This is a genomic window from Rhodocytophaga aerolata (assembly GCF_030503435.1).
In the GTDB taxonomy this organism is placed as follows: Bacteria; Bacteroidota; Bacteroidia; order Cytophagales; family 172606-1; genus Rhodocytophaga; species Rhodocytophaga aerolata.
This window is the reverse complement of sequence record NZ_JAUKPO010000065.1, coordinates 1-15,814: the sequence shown is the minus strand read 5'-3', so window position 1 is coordinate 15,814 and position 15,814 is coordinate 1. Positions and strand designations below refer to the sequence as shown.

The following is a 15,814-nucleotide window of genomic DNA, read 5'->3' as shown; positions in this document are numbered from 1 at the left end:
GAGCGCTGGAGAGGTCCAACTTGCTGAGCAATAAGGCAACGCCGACGCAAGTCAAGCCCGGATGACGTATAAGCTCGCACTTAGCTTCCGGGTTTTTTTACCTAGCAGGCTACCACACTAGTCAACTATCTATGCTATGAAAATTCTTTATCGCTCACTTATCTATCGCTCAATCATTCTTGTTTTACTGAGTGTAGTGAATCTTTATGCTCAGCCTGGTTTAAGAAAGATAGAAATCATAAAAGGATTTCCCAATCATGGATACAGGTATGGTGATATTTATTTGAATATCAAAGAAGTGGCTCCAATCCTGAAAAAACATGAGCAGGCTTATAGCTTACTAAAACCGGCTAAGACAAATTATTCTTTAGCTAACAGTTTAGCAACCGTTGGTATCATTGGCATAATTTATCCGTTAGGCTATAAACTTTTTGGCTATGACAGCAAGGCTTTCTGGCCTATATTAGGCATGGGTATTGGCACGTTTACTATTTCTATTCCCTTTCGAATAAAAGCGAATAAACAAGGCATCAAAGCTGTTGAGCTCTATAACTCAATCTTAGGAAGTAATCTATATGAGCAAGACCTGTATAGAGTTAAAGTTGGCTTTACTAACCACGGAATAGGTGTAATATTACATCTACATCCCAGTCCAGAGAATTATAGATAAGAAAATACAGCAAGATTTCTTTACAGAACACCATTGATAGAAAAGAATGACTACAAAGACCATCACTTTTGAAATAACCAATGAGCATGATCTATGTCTACTACTTGCTTTAGCTGAACGCTTAAAGCTAAAAAGCTCAGTGGGAGATGAAAATGCGTTAACCGATCATTTGGACAGACCTGATGGCAAACCCTTATCAGGGAAAGAACTACTGGAGCGTCTACAAAAAGCAGAAAGTGAAAAGGGAATTCGCTTTGATGAATTTAAATATGAGCTGCAAAAATAGCAGATGTCAAACCAGCGAGAACTTTTCTATGAACAAATTCGCTGATTAGCTAATTTACTTAGTGAAGGCTTTAATGCAAACATGATCTATGTAGCCCTCATAGTTTCCATAAATGGCTATTTCTGCTAAGCCGGCAAGATTAAAATACCTGACTATACCTTGATACTTAAAATTAGCTAGTGTAGTTGTTACCCCTAAAAAGCGAAAAAACTCTTCTATTATCTGATCTTCCCGGCCATCAATGGTTATCCAGTCAGCCGTGTTATCAACATAGACAATAGTTATTCGACCTGCTTGATAACAGGCACTTATAGCCGTAAGATGCTCTATTGCTGTTAGAGTGCTTAGTTTCTCAGCCCTTCCCAAGATCCTTTCCACATTCCTGCGGTTTTTTCCAATAATATCACTCACAGCCAACATATCTTTTCCCATATACAGACTAGCCTTATCATTGAAGCGATTTAGTAGGTATGCTTTACTAAGTTTACTAGTTTTTCTGAAGTTACAGGCTTTTCGATGTAGCCTAAGATAGTGAAGCGATCAAGCCTACTTTTTTCCTTATGGTATTGGGCGCTACTTAACAGAATCACAGATGTATGAGTGTGTTTCAACTCTTCTAGGCTAGCTAGCTCCTCTAAAAATTCCATGCCATTCATCACCGGCATATTGATATCGAGTAGAATCAGCTCGGGACATTGCCTATTAGGGTGCTCTATAGTAGGCAAACAGTTTTCTAATACATACGCTAAAGCTTGCCGGCCATGTTCACAGAATATAATGTTTTCTGCTATATGCGCCTCTTGAATCGCCTCAGCTGCCAGGTATCTAGCTGCTGAATCATCATCGACAACCAAAAGATGTTTAACCTTTCTCACTAAAGTATAGTTTATAGTGTATTACATCTATCCAGCAACCGCTTGACAGTCATGGGAGTAAAGCGCTTTCCTTGAGAAGTTTTGTACCCATCACTATTTAGCTCCCAGGCTATTTGCGTAAGGGTCATATTCTCCTTTTTACAGCGTACGATAATTTTAGTTGCTTGTTTATTTGGAAGATTCTCTCTGGCTTGGAGGGATCGCATGGCTGCTCCTTTTAGCCGGTGCGCTAAGGTCAGGTTTGCAGGTGTTCCTAGCCTTGCTCCTAATTTCTTTTTTGCCTCTAGAGCAGCTTTGGTACGTTGGGAAATCATCTTGCGTTCCTGCTGGGCTAAGGCAGCAAAAATATGAATGGTAAACTCATTGGCCTCGGGCATATCACAGCAGACAAATGAGATATGATTATCTAGTAAAGAAGAGATAAAGGTAAGATTACGTGATAGCCGGTCTAGTTTAGCAATAATGAGTTTAGCGCCTTTCTCTTTAGCCAGGTGAATAGCTTTTAACAGCTCTGGCCGGTCGTCTTTTTTACCGGATTCAATGTCAGAAAATTCGGCAAGTATTCCCTTGTCTCTTACATAAGCACCAACAGCCGCCTTTTGGGCTTGGAGTCCCAATCCGGATTTTCCTTGTCCTTTGGTGGATAGCCGGTAATAGGCAATGTAGCTGACAGGTGCGTGCATCGGCTCTGAATTAGTCATGGCTGGGATAGTGTTGTTTTTGCAGGTAAATAATTAATTTATCAAGCTTACCAAGCATTTCTTGCGTGGGTAGTCCAATGAATCCTTTCTTTAAGTCCAGATTGTATTGCCTGGCTATGCTATTGTGCAGGGTTTTGAGCTCGCTTAAGGTAAGCGGCAAATCAAAGCTAATCTGCTCATCGCCTGGTTGAATATATCGATACTCTCTATAATCACTCATAGAATTACGGGTAAGAAATGCTCAAGACTAAATAATGACGTAGACTATGTTTTTTGATTTCTCTTTTGCTGTATGCTAATTACAGTATGATCTCTAGAGAGTATGCGTAGAAAAATACTTACGATAGGCATCCAGTACTACCTGTTGAGACAGCGGTTTTTCAGTATACTCCTGCACGCCTAATTTTTGAAATTCTAAAATATGCTCTTTGGTTGAATGCACACCAAGTAAGATAAAGATAATCTGCTGAGAGGCAATGAAGCCCCGCTCATTTAGCTCTTTCATCAGCTCTAAGCCATCCATGACCGGCATGCGGTGGTCTAGGATGACTAATTGTGGGCAAATGCCTTCTGTAGCTTCACAATGCTCCAGAAGGTGCTGTAAAGCCCTTTCTCCGTTTTCTTCTATGCTAATAGTATTTGAAATATTTAGTTCTTCTAAAAGCGCTTCATTGAGATAGTTATTTACTCGATCATCATCTACTAAGAGAATCTTTTTAAGCTTTTTCATGCAGATCTATATGGAGTATGGGTGAGGGTTATTAATTACTGTTCATGATGCTTTATCTGCTCATGCAGATAAGATAAAATAGTAGTTAAATGTTCTTTCTCATGGTCAACTAAATAGCGATACAAAGAATTATATTTCATGGCATGCCGGTTATACTGACTCTTAAGCACCAATAAGCGGGTAGAATCAGTTGGGTAAAGAATAAAAATTGGAATAGGTACCCCTCTATTCATAGGGCAATATACCAAATTTATCACAACTCAAACGAGCGTTTAAGCTTTGATAAATCAACTCTGCAACATTTATAGTAGGTTATCGGGGTATCAAAAAAAAGGAAGTGGTGAATAAGGCTACGATTACTCCCCTAACCTATCTATCGAAATCCTGATCGGATTTCAGGTTTTTTAAGCCATCGGCGCCTCTGCAGGGGGGGAAGATACGTTTGGTTAATGAAGATATTTTTAAAAAGCAGATAGCTATTGTGGTGCGATTTTTGTACCATTAAAGGATTTTATTACACAGAACCACTCTTTTTTTTAATGCTGCAACTTATACAATTTTTCTTTTTATCTCTGATCGTTTTATTTTCCAATTAACTTACAACCTTGTAACCTCTGCTAGTAGAGACTGTTTAGCCATCATAAAGGTAACTTTTATTCCTTTCTTTCAATGACATGTATTTCTTTGATGTAAACCTCTATGAAACAACTTGACTCTATTCTGTTGATTGATGATGATGCGGTAACAAATTTTTTACATAAATGCCTACTTGATGAGCTAAAGGTTGCCAGCAAGGTATATATCTGTGAAAACGGGCAAAAGGCACTAGACTTTCTTCAAGATTGCGCTCAAAGGCAAGCCTGGCCGGCTTTAATCTTTGTTGATATCAATATGCCGGTGATGAATGGCATGGAATTTTTAGAGGAGTACAAAGCCAGGAACTACCATCAGCTATTTCCTGGGGTAGTAAAAGTGCTCACTACCTCTGTTAACCCTAAGGATATAGAAAAAATTACTCGACTTGGCATTGCTCCTTACCTGGAGAAACCTCTGAAAAAAGAACACATTGAGTGATCACCTAGCCTCTAGGCTTGCTTTTAGTTGTTTATAGAAGAGGCAGCCGGTAAATCGATAGGCAGAGCTAGCCGAAACTCTCTGTATATTTGTACATGTTTCAAATCCTTTTTTTCTTTCAGTATGCCAGCTAGCTGGCTACATAGTTGATGGTAGACCTGCAAGGCAGAATTTCCTTTGATTTGAGCAACCGAAGGCATTTCTTTGATAAAGCCTATAAACAGCTCTCTACTGATTTGTTCAACCCGAATAGTGAAGGACAAAGGATGCATAAAGGAGCTGGTTTTTGACTGATAGAAAACAGGGATAGCTAAATAAAAATAAAACAGTAGAAATCCTATTTTAACGCTCTATATTGTATCGCTATATAGTCTATAATTAATATAAAGAAACTGCCTAAGCATGGACCTTTATAGTCATGTTTAGGCAGGTATATAAAGTCTGTAACAGCTTTCGTTTTACTCTTTTAATAGCAGCATAGTAGCTGTCTGATTAATAAAACCTATGTAGTTTTCTCCGTAGGTGCTAAAGCCAACGGTAGGTATAGTAGTAAATAATTTGCCATAGGCTTCTGTTTTATCTTGCCCTTTCAAATCCAAGGTACGCAGGATGCAATTAAAATTAATAATGGCTGATATGCCTTCTAGCTCTTGTTTGGCCTTCTGCAAGGCAGCAGTTGTGTCAGCTATGATATCGGTTGATTGAAGCAACGTCAGGCTCATATTCTGTTTCATGGCACAATAGAACAATACACTCTTGTTTTCTGTCATGCGAGGACTTCGAACAAAAGGGGTTTGTGGATCAAACATTAATCCCAACGGATTTTTAAATAGGTGCTCATCTAACTCTTCTTCGGCTACGCCTAGCGCTTTCGCATAGGCAACTGTGGCCGGCTGATGATTAAATTCTAAGATTTCCCGTTTGGCTTCATTAAGCTTAGTTACTTTCAAGACTTTATCTGTGGGAAGAAAACTCTGCGTTTTTAAAAAGTGAAACTTAGCCTTAGGTTTAAGTAAAATAAGCAGGGCCGCATCTGAGTAAACTTTCCCATGAGCGTATAAATAGGTTTTCTCAAACCGCAAATCATCCCCGGCAGATCCACCAATGAACGTAATATTGGTTAAGTTGCCAAGCTCATCATTGACTCTTTCCTCTTGCCCGCTCAACCCATCAGTAAGTAGAATCCCTACGTATTGATCCGGATCAAGGCTATGTAGGGGATGTGCCAATGCCTTTTCTAATCCACTTACAGCTTTGTTAATGGCCCTTGTATCTTTCCCTAAGTTAGAAGCAAGAGCTATCTCTACCCTTTGTATTACCCCTTCGCTAAAGGCCATAGCCACCAGTGAGTGGGTCAGCATCTTACCTGAAGTAAGCTCTCCAGCTGTTGAGCAGCCCACCACCACTGCCTCTGGAAATACCTCTTGCATGCTACTAGCCAGGCTCTGCGCATCGTAATAGGAGGAAGCAAAGTAGAGAATAAAATTGGCCCTAAGACCACTCAGTTGCTCTTTAATCTCACCCACGGCTCGAAGGGCCTCGGGATGGGAAGAATACACGGATTTAATATTCATAAGTAGATAATTCTTAAGTGAAAAATATAGAAACGTGAGTGGTATGCAATCACAAATGCTTAATCATTAGCCTGTAAATATGGCTTAACACCCCTTAGTTAACAGGCGAGTTTGACGCCAAAAGCTTGTGCTACTTCATAGATCTTGGCAATGGTAGATGGATCATCTAGCGTTTGCTCAGAAATATTTTTCACGTCAATGCCTTTAAACATTAATTTCATCTGAATATTAAGCTCCTGGAAGGTATTGCCCTGGGCCTTTAGCCGCACGAGTTCATCAATGAGCCGTTTAGTTTTTCCCATACTTGACAGAATAAAAAAGTAGTTAAGTAACAAATGTTGTCAGATTGAACATTCTTGTCAGTAAATAAGCTAAAAAACCAACAGGTGAGCGTTTATGGAACAAATGCTAAAGGAAAATAAGCTAATATTTTGCTGTTTCTTAAAAAGTTAGCCCACCATATCTGCAGATAAATCAGGCAGTTGTCAAAAAAGAATTTGAAAACCGGCTAGCTTGTGGCTAATCTGATATAAATGAAGGGAATAGGGAATGAAAAAAATAACAGATGAGAAAAAGATAACCATGTAAGATTTTAAGTAAAAGTGTATAGCGGGAGTGATCAGTAGAAAGCAGGTATAATCGTATACTTATAAGACTTAGATATAACAACACATTAATCTTCTGTTAATCAATGTATTATGTTTTTAACCTGCACAATGCTGGATTGTGCATATATGCACAATCCAGCATTGTGCAGGTTTGCTAATTTATTACATTTAATTGTTTTATTTTGTATTTAATTTGTGCACATTGCACAAAAAAATAGGCGTGTTTGCATAAACCCTATACCCTATGAAACACGAAAAGATAGCAACAGATTTTCAGACAGGAGAGGAAAAAATTGTAAATGATAACTTTATTCAATTTTATGAAGATAATATTTCTCTCATTAGAGAAATGATTGAAGAAAATCCTACAGCTCTTAAGGTATTACTCTGGATTATTGAGAAAATGGATAAGAATAATGCCTTGGTAATTAGTCAAATTGCCCTTGCAGAGTCACTTAACGTACACAGAAATACAATTGGAAATTCTATAAGCTACCTTAAACAAAAAAAGGCTGTAGAAGTACTTAAATCCGGATCAACCAATATTTATGCTGTCAATACAGAAATTGCCTGGAAGTCATTGGCAAACAACAAACAATTTGCTCTTTTTTCTGCTAAAGTATATTTATCAAGTTCTGAGCAAGATGGCGATTATCAGACACGGCTTTTTGGCCATGTAGTTAAATCAAAGAAAAAGCCTGGGAGAAAAAAACTACTGGAGGCAAAAGACTTTGAAGGGCTACAAAAAAAGCTAACTGAAAGCCAATAAAGAGATTGACTGAAGGGGAAGCAAGCAATGAACAGGTGCAAGTCGACAAACTATACGAACGCTTAGTATACGTGTCTTGGTTAGATTTTTACTTCTTCATTGCTTTCATTTAACCATTTGATAGCCTCATTATGCCCAGAGAAATGATAAATCTTCATGCCATCAATTATATTCTTTAAGGCATTTTGGCTGGAGAGCTGGGTAAAATAATTTGTCGAGTGAATATGAGCCATTCGTTCCATCCCAGCACTCTTTAAGGCTGGGAACCCACCTGCTCACGGTTGTCATTGACTACATGTCTACAATCAGTAGCGCGAATCATCTCAGCTATAGCTAAACAAGCTTGTTTAGACGGTTCTATATCATTTACAAATCCTTTCCAATTAACATAAATGATGCCTTTCTGGGGCTGGTGTTCTAAGGTACAGAAAACAACTCCTTTACTATTACGAATTAATTGCTGGGTAGCCATAACTAGGGTTGGTTTAAAAACTAAGACAATTAAAAATACCTTTACCTGCTGCTCTCTTTAGATAATGCTTAACACCCGCATCCCATTCTCATTTTTTATACTTACTGTTTTGGTATAGATCTGCTTTTCATTTTTTAGCTCAATCTGATACTCACCGGCAGGTAAGTTGTACATATTATATCTACGGGCATAGGTCTTGTGTTCGATAACTTCCTTATGTAAGAGCGTAGTTGAAGATTTTAATTTGATAGACACCTTTCCTTGCCCATAATTTTCAAGATGTATCCTTATACTGAACGGATCGTCACTCGCCTGAAAGACAGTCGCTGCTAAATGCATTGAAGTACTCGTTTGAGGCATTTTTGTACTATTAGCGGATTGATCAGGCAATGTATGCGAAAGAGTTTGCGAAAAACCATCTGTTCCAAAGCTTACTATATATACAAAAAGACTAATAAAAGGTATAAAATTCTTCATATCAATTGGTATTTTATACTTTATATCAGCAATCCCTACACAAGTAACTTTGTTATGAAGGCCTACACTATAAAAGTTATTATAAAAGCTAATTTTATAATTATTCACCTAAAGAATATGTCTACTTTTACCGCTCTTTTAAAGCTATTGGTCGAAAATAACCCTCTTCTAGTTGCCTGACCTGTCAGGTATATAGGCTCATTGTATTAGTCATATACCATAGCGCTAATTTACCCTAACACGCACGTTTAGTTTCACCCTTATGAAAGATCTAGTAGAAACATATGCCCAGGTAATCCACAACCAAGCGCTAGCCTGTCTTCAGGTGAAGTTTAAAGGATTTATTCCCTATGATAATTTTGTGAAGATCCTTCAGCATGAGTATGCCATGATCCGCTATTATAAGCTTAAAAAATGTATTATCGATTTACGGGAAATGGGTATTTATGCCCCTGGCGTAAGTGAGCTTGTAAAAAATGAATGGTTTGGGCAAGTACTAAAGGATGGGCTACAACATGTGGCGTTTGTTGTGCCTGAAAGTATTTTTGGGCAACAGTCCATGAATAAAGCCCACCAGACGCTAAAGGAGAAAAATCCACTTACCATCACCTATTTCAAAGACTTACCAACCGCCCAACAATGGATAGAGAGAACTACTTAGCAAAACTTGGTACAACTGTAAATATATATTAAGCCCCTGTCAGCTCTTGCTAGCAGATGGGTGGTGTTGCCCCCCTGAATCTGCGGAGCCTTGCATTTGTTTTCGATGTTCTAGTAAAAACTCATCGAAGGCTTCTACCTCTTTTTTAAGTCCATCAATGTGTGCTTTCAACCTCATAGAGGTAATCTCCAATTGCCTTATTATTTGCTCAAGTGTTAAGGGTTTTCTTTTCATTACGCTCTGATTTACAGCAGTAAGATATGTAGATTTTTTACTTATCTATCTGTTATTCGATTAAATTAACCGGTTATCTGATGAAAAAAGAAAAAAAACAGATAAATAGTACACATTGCTCTTGTGTCTGCTAACAAGATTGCCTGTTGTTGTGGGCATGAACTACTTCCAGCAGTTCTTTTTCTGTCAAAGGCTTAGGCATGTACTTAACAAAGCCCAGGTGACTAAGATAGGTGAGATCCGCTGAATTGATATAGGCTGTTAACATGGTGATAATAGAGACATACTTTTTGTGATACTCTCTTTCCATATATATCTTTAAAAACTCAAAGCCATCCATTAGCGGCATTTTGCGGTCTATAAAAATAAGCTCAGGAAATGAGTGGTTTTGGACGCATTGTTCTAAAAAAGCAAGAGCCTGTTTTCCACTTGTGCAACAATGTACCTGGTGGGAGATTTGCAGATCACAGATAAGGAACTTATGCAGATAGTTAGAGGTACTATCATCATCAATTAACAGGACACAGCAAAGCTTGTGCATATTCTATGTAATATAACTACAGGTATGATTTGCGTAAGGAGAAATTTAAACTAGTAGAGAAGGAGGTTTTACCTTTTAAATGCTAATGCTGGTTAACAAAGATACAAAAATTGTATTAGGTAAGAGGAGAACTTATCATACGATTAGGTATTTAATGATCTAAGTTCTACAATCAGGTCATTTAAGATCGTTATCTGCTCATCAATGATCTCTAACAGATGCAGGGTAGCTAACTGATCTTTTCTAAGGGCTTCTCTTAATTGCTGCTGATACTCAATCATTTGCTGGTAAAACTTGATTTTGTCATCCATAAAGCTATGGTTAGTGAAAATTAAAAGCAAAAACTATCTCTCTCAAGTCAGATTAATGGCCACTTAATCTTCTAAGCTGCCTGTCTATGATATGGATCATCTGCAAGCAAAGTTTTACCGTATCATTATCTAAATAGTGCCTTTGAGATTGCTCTTGGATCTGTGAGCGTATTTCTACTAATTGCTTTAGATTCTTGCGCTCTATATAGGTTGAAAATTTATTGAGCATAACCGCTAAACGCTGTTCGACTTGTAGATGGCTCTCATAGGTCAACATCTGAGAAGCTAAATCTTTGGATACGCTGCCAGGCATAATCAGCTACGGTACGAATTTATACGTTAGAGTTTCTAGCGCAGTAACCAACCTTCTCTATAAAAAATTCCTAAAGGGACAACTAATTCAAAGAGGTATGCTGTTAATTAGTAGTTGCCTTACATTACCTGGCTTTTAGAGTTTCTAGCTGCTGATCTATGACTTGAATCATGTGCAGGCATAGCCCGACTACATCAGCCTGTGTACAATGATCTTTATACGTTAATAAAACATGTAGTCTGATTGCGTCTAGTTCCTGTTCTGATTTTTGTTGAATGATTTGCGAAAATTGATTTAGCCGTATTAATAACCGCTGTTCTCCATTGAGTATACGTTCTTCTGATAAATTTTGTAGCGCCAGATCTGTAGAGAGGGGATCGATCATTTTTTTACTTTGATTTGGTAGCTACCCGATTGACATTAGTAGTAATCTAGTAAAAATTGAACATACTTTAGTTTTTATTTTTTCTTTGAAAGTACCTAGATAAATAAACAGTGCCTTGTTTTTCATTTTTGCGAAAATATTCCTACCTTGACGTATCTTCTAAGCGCAGCTATTACAAGACGTGTTTTTGTCGCTACGAAAACTATCGTTTTCAGCTCCAAAAACCGTCTTGCTTTGCTCGCAAGCTTGCAAAGAATAATTTTAACTAAACGTTTGTTTCATTTATTGAATGTAGCATGGCCCGCCCCAAACAAGTAATTACTCGGGATGTAGAAGTCCGTGTACGGTTTACTCCCTTAGAGAAAAAAGCTGTAGCATTAATGGCAGAAAAGGTAGGATTAAGCTTATCAGAGTATATCCGCCAAGCTGCTTTTAACCGCGAGATGAAGATGCGTTTTACAACTGAGGAATTAAATCTCTATAAGCAACTACATATATTTCGCAACAACTTTGCTGCTATAGCCAATCTGGTAAAAAGTAGAACAGAATCTACAGAGCTACTTATAGCGATTATTCAGTTGAAAGAGGAAATGGAGGCTCACTTGAAAAAATTTCAATGAATCATGGATCATGTTCTTTGCTTTAAATGGTGTTATCGAGAAGGGATCTATCACTACTGTAAATTGTATGCGAGCCGTCAGCCACCTGCTCAAGTAGTAGTTAATTTTTCCAAACCAGATCCTATCATTGATTTTTTTGAATTTAACTTAAGAGATCCCGATAGTCAACTACTTTATTCAGACTTATTTGAATCAAGTACACCTATTGAGTGCTGGGAATATGAGGCTGCCTACCGGCGAGCGACTTCCCAGGAGTTTGATTTATATATTAATGGACGAAAACAACGCTTTACGCTTCTATGATCGGCCGGGGGAAAACCATTAGGCATGCTGGGAATGCGCTAGTTTATGCCAAAACTAAATTGGGGGCTCAAGAGATTGACCGCCAGTATATACGTGGGCATAGTCCTAAAGAGATAGAAGCAGAGTTTAAACTCTTTGGAGATATGAATACGCGTTGTGAGAAAAACATTTTGGCGTTTGTGATCTCTCCCACGATTGAGGATGGAAAAAAGCTTAGTCTTCAAGATATGCAAAGCATTACCCGGGATTTTATTAAGGGCATGAACCTAGAAGAGCATCAGTATGTGGCCTACAGCCATCATGACAAAGCTCACCAGCATGTACATCTGTATGTGAACCGGATTGATTTAGCGGGAAAAGCCTATAAAGACTCCTTTTTATCCAACCGGGCAAGCCGCCTGGCAGAACAGATTGCTTTAAACAGGGGACTAACAACAGCCAAACAAGTACAACTCCAAAAGCAAGCCGAGAAAAAGCCTATGCAAGAGCAGGTTCTAAAGGCACATAGAGCCGTTTTAAAGCAGGCACCCAAAGATGTTGAGCAATACAGTCAACTAATGAGGGAGCGTGGCCTAGGGGTAGTTTTAAAGCGAAATAAAGAGGGTCAGCTGGTAGGAGTCCAGTTTGAGCTAATAGATGCCGCATCTACAGGGGCAAAAGGGGAAAAAATAAAGGCTTCAGATGTAGACCGCAACTTATCAGGCAACCGGTTAGCGAGTCTGCTTACAGAGAATTTAAAAAATGTTCAAACTCAACAAAAATTAAGTACCGACAACAAATCCGGCCTTATAAATAAGCGATGAAAACCGAAAAACTTTCTCAACAAGTATTACTCGAATTATTAACCCGCGAAATTGAGACCCTGCAGAAAGCCAGTAAGGTTGTCAATCAAGTGGTTCCTTTGGTGAAAGACCAGATTGATCGCTTAGAGAAGCGACCCCTAGTAGCTCAGGTGGATACAGCGCCCTTAGAGGCTTTTCATCACAGAGTAAATACCCAATTAAGCAGAGGAATCCTGATGCCAAGATGGATGATGGGAAGCCTGATAGGAATTGTTGCTTGGGCCTTGCTGATGACGGCGCTAAGCGTGTTGTTTTATGTCTCTAAGGCAGATTACAAACAAAGGGCCGAGTACTGGGCCCAAAAAGCTTACGATCTTGAACAAGAGCTCGCTCAACCAAAGCCTGATCTATCAAAGGGAAAGAAGAAATGATACTAATTATTTTTCCCCCTCTTGCCCCTTTTGTTGGCTCTGTCAATAAATAAGAAGACCTAAAATCCGACAAGATTTCTATAGTTCAACTAAGCAACTAATGTATAGATCAAGAAAGGTAGGTATAAGAACCTAAGAAGCGAAATGATATAACTACTTGATTATCAATATACCATTTTTACCAACCTGGTAAATTATTTTTACCAGGTTGGTACAATTTGTTACCATATTTTAATGTAATATGGTAAAAATAATTTACCATATTATTATTATTTTAGTAAATAGTATTTACTTTTGCAGTAAATTATTTTTACCATTATGGCCTATAAATCAGTAAAACAATACGAGGTATTCAGGGAAAATCCTTTTGTTGAAAAAGCCATCCAAGATATAAAAATTGTTAAGAAAACTCAGGTTATACGGCCCAAAAACAAGGATGAAATTCAACTGATTGTATCGTCTGCCGGTGATGTAGAAGGGCATAGTGCCTTTATGCGTTATATTGAAGTTGATGAAGAGAAGTTTACTAAATTGTATTTGAGTCAGTTTACATCATTTTGGGAGCTATCAAAGGCTGCTATTCGAGTATTTGGTTATATCATAAGTATCTTAAAACCTAAACAAGATGAATTTTTTCTTGAGATGAACAGGTGCCTAGAATATACTAAGTATAAACATCCAAAGGATGTTCTTTCTGGAATTGCCAACTTAATTGAATGTGGTATTGTTGCCAGAAGTGATAGCCATTTTAAATACTTCATTAATCCACTTGTTATATTTAATGGCGATCGAGTAACCTTTGCAAAGACCTATATTAAAAAGAAAAAACAGGCCGATCACAATCAGTTGAACTTAGTTGATCAGATTGATTATAAAGATAAAATAGAAAAATTTGAGGCAGAAAGCTAACCAAGAAATTGAATGAATGAAAGGAAGCCTGTCAAAGGTGAAGATAAAAAAATGAGTATAATTATTTTTCTCCTCCTAGCTCTTTTTGTAGGTATATAAAAAAACAGCGTTCATACAAGATACAAACGCTGTTTAAAAAAGGATTTATCGCTCCTTAAGTATATAAAAAAATGGGGGTACTTCTCGATCGCTTCTCCCTACACTGATAATAAGTGTATTTGCAGCCGATTGGTTCCCTATCTTAGCCTCGAAATTACTTTTTTCACTTCTTACTTTTCTCAGTAAGACAAAACAAGGCACATACAAGCGTAGATGCCTTGTTTATGAACAAAAAATTTTACTAATCCTCTATATACGGTTTGTTTAAAAGAATTGATCAGAAATTGATTCCCAACTATTATTAATCGCTTTGGTGACCCAATAAAAAAACAGAGCCTGCGCATTGCGGCTGGCTCTGTTTATAAAAAAGGATTAAAATAATAAACTACTATGATAATAAACTACTATCCTTTAATTACATCTTATCCTTTAAAGTAACACATGTCAATACACACCTTGCTGCACTGCCTTACTTGTCATATTTAATCGATAGCTGGTCGAAGTAGGAGTAGTTACGTATAAAACTAAATTTCGTTAGAACTAAATTCCCTTAAAGTAACTCATCTATTGGTCACTTTCTTGAGTAGCCTATATGGGATTCTGTATATAAGTAGCTTATAAAAAAACAAAGCATATACAAGCGTACATGCCCTGTCTAATTCAATAAAGGATGCTACTGTATCCCTTATATCCGGTTGCGCGTGATGGCTAAGTACCATCACTCCAAATTATTCCCCATTTGTGTTAATTGCTAGCGCTACTACAGGTAAAATCAGGTGCAAATTATAACGGACGAAACCTTTTTTAGTTGGCTAAAGTAAAAAAACAGGGCAAACACAAAATGCGTGCCCTGTCTAACTGACAAAGGATTACTAAACTATCTTGAATACCTTTTAAGGTAAGCGATCAGAGCTGGGCTAATAAATCCTTGCCTTACCTTACGTTCAATTACAATTTACCAATTAAAGTATCTGTTCATACGTTTCAAGCAGGGTTTAGTTAATCCCTTCCTCCCCCTCTTTGCAGAGGCGCTCATGGCTTAAAAAACCTGAAATCCGATCAGGATTTCGGAGTAGTTTAACTATCATATTTATTTGAGGCACTTTTTAGTAGTATAAAAAATAGATTAAGATATTCACTATATATAAGTAATTGATTATCAAATATATAATGCGTAAAATTTTTCTACAAATCGTAGAAAAATTTTACGCATTTCCTGTAAAATTATTTCGATTTTACAGGAAATAAATCGAAATAATTTTACGATTTTAATTAAATAATTTGGAATTATGTTTCGAATTTAGTAGAATTGTTTTTCGAAATTATATCCATAAAATCGAAAAATTATTTTATATATGTTTGAAAAAAATGAAAAAAAGATAAAAGATTTTCCCTTTAACAAGGAGAATCCATTTATGCCTAATTTATTGGTGCCTAAAAGAAATAGGAATATTGCTATAACCAAGAAAACTCCTAAGGCTTTAATAGATACTGTTACAGGAGAAATAGATGATACGTTATTTATTGCTACCAAAAAAGAAGTTGATAAAGAAGAATTCGTCAAAATATTTCAATCTCAACTGCAAGCAATTTTTAATTTATCTAAGCCAGCACAAAAGGTTTGTGCCTATGTGATGAGTATTACGGAGTTCAATGATAGAATTATTTTTGAGCTAGATGATTGCAAAAAATTTACTGGCTATACTTCTAATGAAGCTGTCTATAAAGGTTTAACAGAATTATTAGACAATGAGATGATTGCCAGAGCAAGTGCAAGTAATCTATTTTTTATAAATCCTCAGGTTTTTTATAAAGGTGACAGAATTGTTTTATTGACTGAATATAGGAAACGAAGTTTTAAAAAAATGTCTAATCCAAATCAAGCAGATTTGTTTGAGACAGCAAAAGAATAAAAATCGGTTATAACCAAAGAAATTGCCTGAAGGGGAAGCGAGCGCTGGAGAGGTCCAACTTGCTGAGCAATAAGGC

27 protein-coding genes are annotated in these 15,814 nt (G+C 37.2%); 11 read left to right on the top strand and 16 right to left on the bottom strand.

What is annotated here, in order from left to right; genetic code table 11:
- The first annotated feature begins 136 nt into the window (after positions 1-136).
- Positions 137-670: a hypothetical protein gene (locus tag Q0590_RS35050; protein WP_302042341.1), complete on the top strand. Its 534-nt coding sequence runs from the start codon at positions 137-139 to the stop codon at positions 668-670.
- A gap of 46 nt (positions 671-716) precedes the next feature.
- Positions 717-956 (top strand): hypothetical protein, encoded by a 240-nt coding sequence (locus Q0590_RS35045; RefSeq protein ID WP_302042340.1) that lies wholly within the window; start codon positions 717-719, stop codon positions 954-956.
- A gap of 54 nt (positions 957-1,010) precedes the next feature.
- Here Q0590_RS35045 and Q0590_RS35040 read toward each other — a convergent pair whose 3' ends face one another.
- The 6 genes from Q0590_RS35040 to Q0590_RS35015 all read right to left on the bottom strand — a co-directional run bounded on the left by Q0590_RS35040 (position 1,011) and on the right by Q0590_RS35015 (position 3,495).
- A complete protein-coding gene (locus Q0590_RS35040) occupies positions 1,011-1,388 on the bottom strand; it encodes a hypothetical protein (RefSeq protein WP_302042339.1) in 378 nt (125 codons plus the stop codon).
- 29 nt (positions 1,389-1,417) lie between these two features.
- Entirely contained in the window at positions 1,418-1,831 is a 414-nt protein-coding gene (locus Q0590_RS35035) for a response regulator (protein ID WP_302042338.1), read from the bottom strand.
- An 11-nt stretch (positions 1,832-1,842) separates the two neighbouring features.
- Complete coding sequence (locus Q0590_RS35030) at positions 1,843-2,532, bottom strand: recombinase family protein (RefSeq protein ID WP_302042337.1); 690 nt, start codon at positions 2,530-2,532, stop codon at positions 1,843-1,845.
- Positions 2,525-2,752, bottom strand: a complete 228-nt coding sequence (locus tag Q0590_RS35025; RefSeq protein ID WP_302042336.1) for a hypothetical protein — start codon at positions 2,750-2,752, stop codon at positions 2,525-2,527. The genes Q0590_RS35030 and Q0590_RS35025 overlap by 8 nt, the downstream gene beginning before the upstream one ends.
- Before the next feature lie 93 nt (positions 2,753-2,845).
- Positions 2,846-3,262, bottom strand: a complete 417-nt coding sequence (locus tag Q0590_RS35020) for a response regulator (RefSeq protein WP_302042335.1) — start codon at positions 3,260-3,262, stop codon at positions 2,846-2,848.
- A gap of 35 nt (positions 3,263-3,297) precedes the next feature.
- On the bottom strand, positions 3,298-3,495 hold the full coding sequence (locus Q0590_RS35015) for a hypothetical protein (protein ID WP_302042334.1): 198 nt from the start codon (positions 3,493-3,495) through the stop codon (positions 3,298-3,300).
- 466 nt (positions 3,496-3,961) lie between these two features.
- On the opposite strand from Q0590_RS35015, the gene Q0590_RS35010 reads away from it, so the two are divergent.
- A complete protein-coding gene (locus Q0590_RS35010; RefSeq protein ID WP_302042333.1) occupies positions 3,962-4,336 on the top strand; it encodes a response regulator in 375 nt (124 codons plus the stop codon).
- Between the two features lie 23 nt (positions 4,337-4,359).
- On the opposite strand, the gene Q0590_RS35005 is transcribed toward Q0590_RS35010, so the two are convergent.
- From Q0590_RS35005 to Q0590_RS34995, 3 genes are all read right to left on the bottom strand, one after another.
- Positions 4,360-4,608 (bottom strand): hypothetical protein, encoded by a 249-nt coding sequence (locus Q0590_RS35005; RefSeq protein WP_302042332.1) that lies wholly within the window; start codon positions 4,606-4,608, stop codon positions 4,360-4,362.
- Between the two features lie 186 nt (positions 4,609-4,794).
- On the bottom strand, positions 4,795-5,910 hold the full coding sequence (locus Q0590_RS35000; RefSeq protein ID WP_302042331.1) for an FIST signal transduction protein: 1,116 nt from the start codon (positions 5,908-5,910) through the stop codon (positions 4,795-4,797).
- A gap of 98 nt (positions 5,911-6,008) precedes the next feature.
- On the bottom strand, positions 6,009-6,212 hold the full coding sequence (locus Q0590_RS34995; RefSeq protein ID WP_302042330.1) for a hypothetical protein: 204 nt from the start codon (positions 6,210-6,212) through the stop codon (positions 6,009-6,011).
- 550 nt (positions 6,213-6,762) lie between these two features.
- Between Q0590_RS34995 and Q0590_RS34990 the strand changes: the two genes are divergently transcribed.
- Positions 6,763-7,287, top strand: a complete 525-nt coding sequence (locus Q0590_RS34990) for a replication/maintenance protein RepL (RefSeq protein WP_302042329.1) — start codon at positions 6,763-6,765, stop codon at positions 7,285-7,287.
- Between the two features lie 80 nt (positions 7,288-7,367).
- Here the strand turns inward: Q0590_RS34990 and Q0590_RS34985 are convergent, their stop codons facing one another.
- From Q0590_RS34985 to Q0590_RS34975, 3 genes are read right to left on the bottom strand one after another with little or no spacing between them, the layout of a single operon-like run.
- A complete protein-coding gene (locus Q0590_RS34985; protein ID WP_302042328.1) occupies positions 7,368-7,529 on the bottom strand; it encodes a hypothetical protein in 162 nt (53 codons plus the stop codon).
- A gap of 11 nt (positions 7,530-7,540) precedes the next feature.
- Positions 7,541-7,759, bottom strand: a complete 219-nt coding sequence (locus Q0590_RS34980; protein WP_302042327.1) for a hypothetical protein — start codon at positions 7,757-7,759, stop codon at positions 7,541-7,543.
- Positions 7,760-7,816: 57 nt separating this feature from the next.
- The gene (locus Q0590_RS34975) at positions 7,817-8,236 is read right to left on the bottom strand and encodes a hypothetical protein (protein ID WP_302042326.1); all 420 of its coding nucleotides are present in this window, start codon (positions 8,234-8,236) and stop codon (positions 7,817-7,819) included.
- 262 nt (positions 8,237-8,498) lie between these two features.
- On the opposite strand from Q0590_RS34975, the gene Q0590_RS34970 reads away from it, so the two are divergent.
- Positions 8,499-8,897 (top strand): hypothetical protein, encoded by a 399-nt coding sequence (locus Q0590_RS34970; protein WP_302042325.1) that lies wholly within the window; start codon positions 8,499-8,501, stop codon positions 8,895-8,897.
- Positions 8,898-8,936: 39 nt separating this feature from the next.
- Here Q0590_RS34970 and Q0590_RS34965 read toward each other — a convergent pair whose 3' ends face one another.
- From Q0590_RS34965 to Q0590_RS34950, 4 genes are all read right to left on the bottom strand, one after another.
- Complete coding sequence (locus Q0590_RS34965) at positions 8,937-9,131, bottom strand: hypothetical protein (protein WP_302042324.1); 195 nt, start codon at positions 9,129-9,131, stop codon at positions 8,937-8,939.
- A gap of 130 nt (positions 9,132-9,261) precedes the next feature.
- Positions 9,262-9,672 carry a response regulator gene (locus Q0590_RS34960; RefSeq protein WP_302042323.1) on the bottom strand — a complete coding sequence of 137 codons (411 nt, stop codon included), beginning with the start codon at positions 9,670-9,672 and terminating at the stop codon, positions 9,262-9,264.
- A 143-nt stretch (positions 9,673-9,815) separates the two neighbouring features.
- Positions 9,816-9,983, bottom strand: a complete 168-nt coding sequence (locus Q0590_RS34955) for a hypothetical protein (RefSeq protein ID WP_302042322.1) — start codon at positions 9,981-9,983, stop codon at positions 9,816-9,818.
- A gap of 437 nt (positions 9,984-10,420) precedes the next feature.
- The gene (locus tag Q0590_RS34950) at positions 10,421-10,681 is read right to left on the bottom strand and encodes a hypothetical protein (protein ID WP_302042321.1); all 261 of its coding nucleotides are present in this window, start codon (positions 10,679-10,681) and stop codon (positions 10,421-10,423) included.
- 296 nt (positions 10,682-10,977) lie between these two features.
- Between Q0590_RS34950 and Q0590_RS34945 the strand changes: the two genes are divergently transcribed.
- The 6 genes from Q0590_RS34945 (at position 10,978) to Q0590_RS34920 (ending at position 15,738) form a co-directional block, all read left to right on the top strand.
- Positions 10,978-11,301 (top strand): plasmid mobilization protein, encoded by a 324-nt coding sequence (locus Q0590_RS34945; RefSeq protein WP_302042320.1) that lies wholly within the window; start codon positions 10,978-10,980, stop codon positions 11,299-11,301.
- 3 nt (positions 11,302-11,304) lie between these two features.
- Positions 11,305-11,604, top strand: coding sequence for a hypothetical protein (locus Q0590_RS34940; protein ID WP_302042319.1), 300 nt, complete (start codon positions 11,305-11,307; stop codon positions 11,602-11,604).
- On the top strand, positions 11,601-12,407 hold the full coding sequence (locus Q0590_RS34935) for a relaxase/mobilization nuclease domain-containing protein (RefSeq protein ID WP_302042318.1): 807 nt from the start codon (positions 11,601-11,603) through the stop codon (positions 12,405-12,407). Before Q0590_RS34940 ends, Q0590_RS34935 begins: the two co-directional genes overlap by 4 nt.
- On the top strand, positions 12,404-12,817 hold the full coding sequence (locus Q0590_RS34930) for a hypothetical protein (RefSeq protein WP_302042317.1): 414 nt from the start codon (positions 12,404-12,406) through the stop codon (positions 12,815-12,817). The genes Q0590_RS34935 and Q0590_RS34930 overlap by 4 nt, the downstream gene beginning before the upstream one ends.
- 318 nt (positions 12,818-13,135) lie before the next feature.
- On the top strand, positions 13,136-13,726 hold the full coding sequence (locus Q0590_RS34925; RefSeq protein WP_302042316.1) for a RepA protein: 591 nt from the start codon (positions 13,136-13,138) through the stop codon (positions 13,724-13,726).
- 1,454 nt (positions 13,727-15,180) lie between these two features.
- Positions 15,181-15,738: a replication/maintenance protein RepL gene (locus Q0590_RS34920; protein ID WP_302042315.1), complete on the top strand. Its 558-nt coding sequence runs from the start codon at positions 15,181-15,183 to the stop codon at positions 15,736-15,738.
- Positions 15,739-15,814: the final 76 nt, after the last annotated feature.

Bases quoted from the DNA above. Each gene is read 5' to 3' on its own strand.
- Q0590_RS34960 (WP_302042323.1), bottom strand. From the start codon at position 9,672: ATGCACAAGCTTTGCTGTGTCCTGTTAATTGATGATGATAGTACCTCT.
- Q0590_RS34950 (WP_302042321.1), bottom strand. From the start codon at position 10,681: ATGATCGATCCCCTCTCTACAGATCTGGCGCTACAAAATTTATCAGAA.
- Q0590_RS35040 (WP_302042339.1), bottom strand. From the start codon at position 1,388: ATGGGAAAAGATATGTTGGCTGTGAGTGATATTATTGGAAAAAACCGC.
- Q0590_RS34985 (WP_302042328.1), bottom strand. From the start codon at position 7,529: ATGGAACGAATGGCTCATATTCACTCGACAAATTATTTTACCCAGCTC.
- Q0590_RS35000 (WP_302042331.1), bottom strand. From the start codon at position 5,910: ATGAATATTAAATCCGTGTATTCTTCCCATCCCGAGGCCCTTCGAGCC.
- Q0590_RS34920 (WP_302042315.1), top strand. From the start codon at position 15,181: ATGTTTGAAAAAAATGAAAAAAAGATAAAAGATTTTCCCTTTAACAAG.
- Q0590_RS34975 (WP_302042326.1), bottom strand. From the start codon at position 8,236: ATGAAGAATTTTATACCTTTTATTAGTCTTTTTGTATATATAGTAAGC.
- Q0590_RS35030 (WP_302042337.1), bottom strand. From the start codon at position 2,532: ATGACTAATTCAGAGCCGATGCACGCACCTGTCAGCTACATTGCCTAT.
- Q0590_RS35015 (WP_302042334.1), bottom strand. From the start codon at position 3,495: ATGAATAGAGGGGTACCTATTCCAATTTTTATTCTTTACCCAACTGAT.
- Q0590_RS35010 (WP_302042333.1), top strand. From the start codon at position 3,962: ATGAAACAACTTGACTCTATTCTGTTGATTGATGATGATGCGGTAACA.
- Q0590_RS34940 (WP_302042319.1), top strand. From the start codon at position 11,305: ATGGATCATGTTCTTTGCTTTAAATGGTGTTATCGAGAAGGGATCTAT.
- Q0590_RS34995 (WP_302042330.1), bottom strand. From the start codon at position 6,212: ATGGGAAAAACTAAACGGCTCATTGATGAACTCGTGCGGCTAAAGGCC.
- Q0590_RS34965 (WP_302042324.1), bottom strand. From the start codon at position 9,131: ATGAAAAGAAAACCCTTAACACTTGAGCAAATAATAAGGCAATTGGAG.
- Q0590_RS35025 (WP_302042336.1), bottom strand. From the start codon at position 2,752: ATGAGTGATTATAGAGAGTATCGATATATTCAACCAGGCGATGAGCAG.
- Q0590_RS34955 (WP_302042322.1), bottom strand. From the start codon at position 9,983: ATGGATGACAAAATCAAGTTTTACCAGCAAATGATTGAGTATCAGCAG.
- Q0590_RS34980 (WP_302042327.1), bottom strand. From the start codon at position 7,759: ATGGCTACCCAGCAATTAATTCGTAATAGTAAAGGAGTTGTTTTCTGT.
- Q0590_RS35020 (WP_302042335.1), bottom strand. From the start codon at position 3,262: ATGAAAAAGCTTAAAAAGATTCTCTTAGTAGATGATGATCGAGTAAAT.
- Q0590_RS34925 (WP_302042316.1), top strand. From the start codon at position 13,136: ATGGCCTATAAATCAGTAAAACAATACGAGGTATTCAGGGAAAATCCT.
- Q0590_RS35050 (WP_302042341.1), top strand. From the start codon at position 137: ATGAAAATTCTTTATCGCTCACTTATCTATCGCTCAATCATTCTTGTT.
- Q0590_RS34945 (WP_302042320.1), top strand. From the start codon at position 10,978: ATGGCCCGCCCCAAACAAGTAATTACTCGGGATGTAGAAGTCCGTGTA.
- Q0590_RS35045 (WP_302042340.1), top strand. From the start codon at position 717: ATGACTACAAAGACCATCACTTTTGAAATAACCAATGAGCATGATCTA.
- Q0590_RS34930 (WP_302042317.1), top strand. From the start codon at position 12,404: ATGAAAACCGAAAAACTTTCTCAACAAGTATTACTCGAATTATTAACC.
- Q0590_RS34935 (WP_302042318.1), top strand. From the start codon at position 11,601: ATGATCGGCCGGGGGAAAACCATTAGGCATGCTGGGAATGCGCTAGTT.
- Q0590_RS34990 (WP_302042329.1), top strand. From the start codon at position 6,763: ATGAAACACGAAAAGATAGCAACAGATTTTCAGACAGGAGAGGAAAAA.
- Q0590_RS34970 (WP_302042325.1), top strand. From the start codon at position 8,499: ATGAAAGATCTAGTAGAAACATATGCCCAGGTAATCCACAACCAAGCG.
- Q0590_RS35005 (WP_302042332.1), bottom strand. From the start codon at position 4,608: ATGCATCCTTTGTCCTTCACTATTCGGGTTGAACAAATCAGTAGAGAG.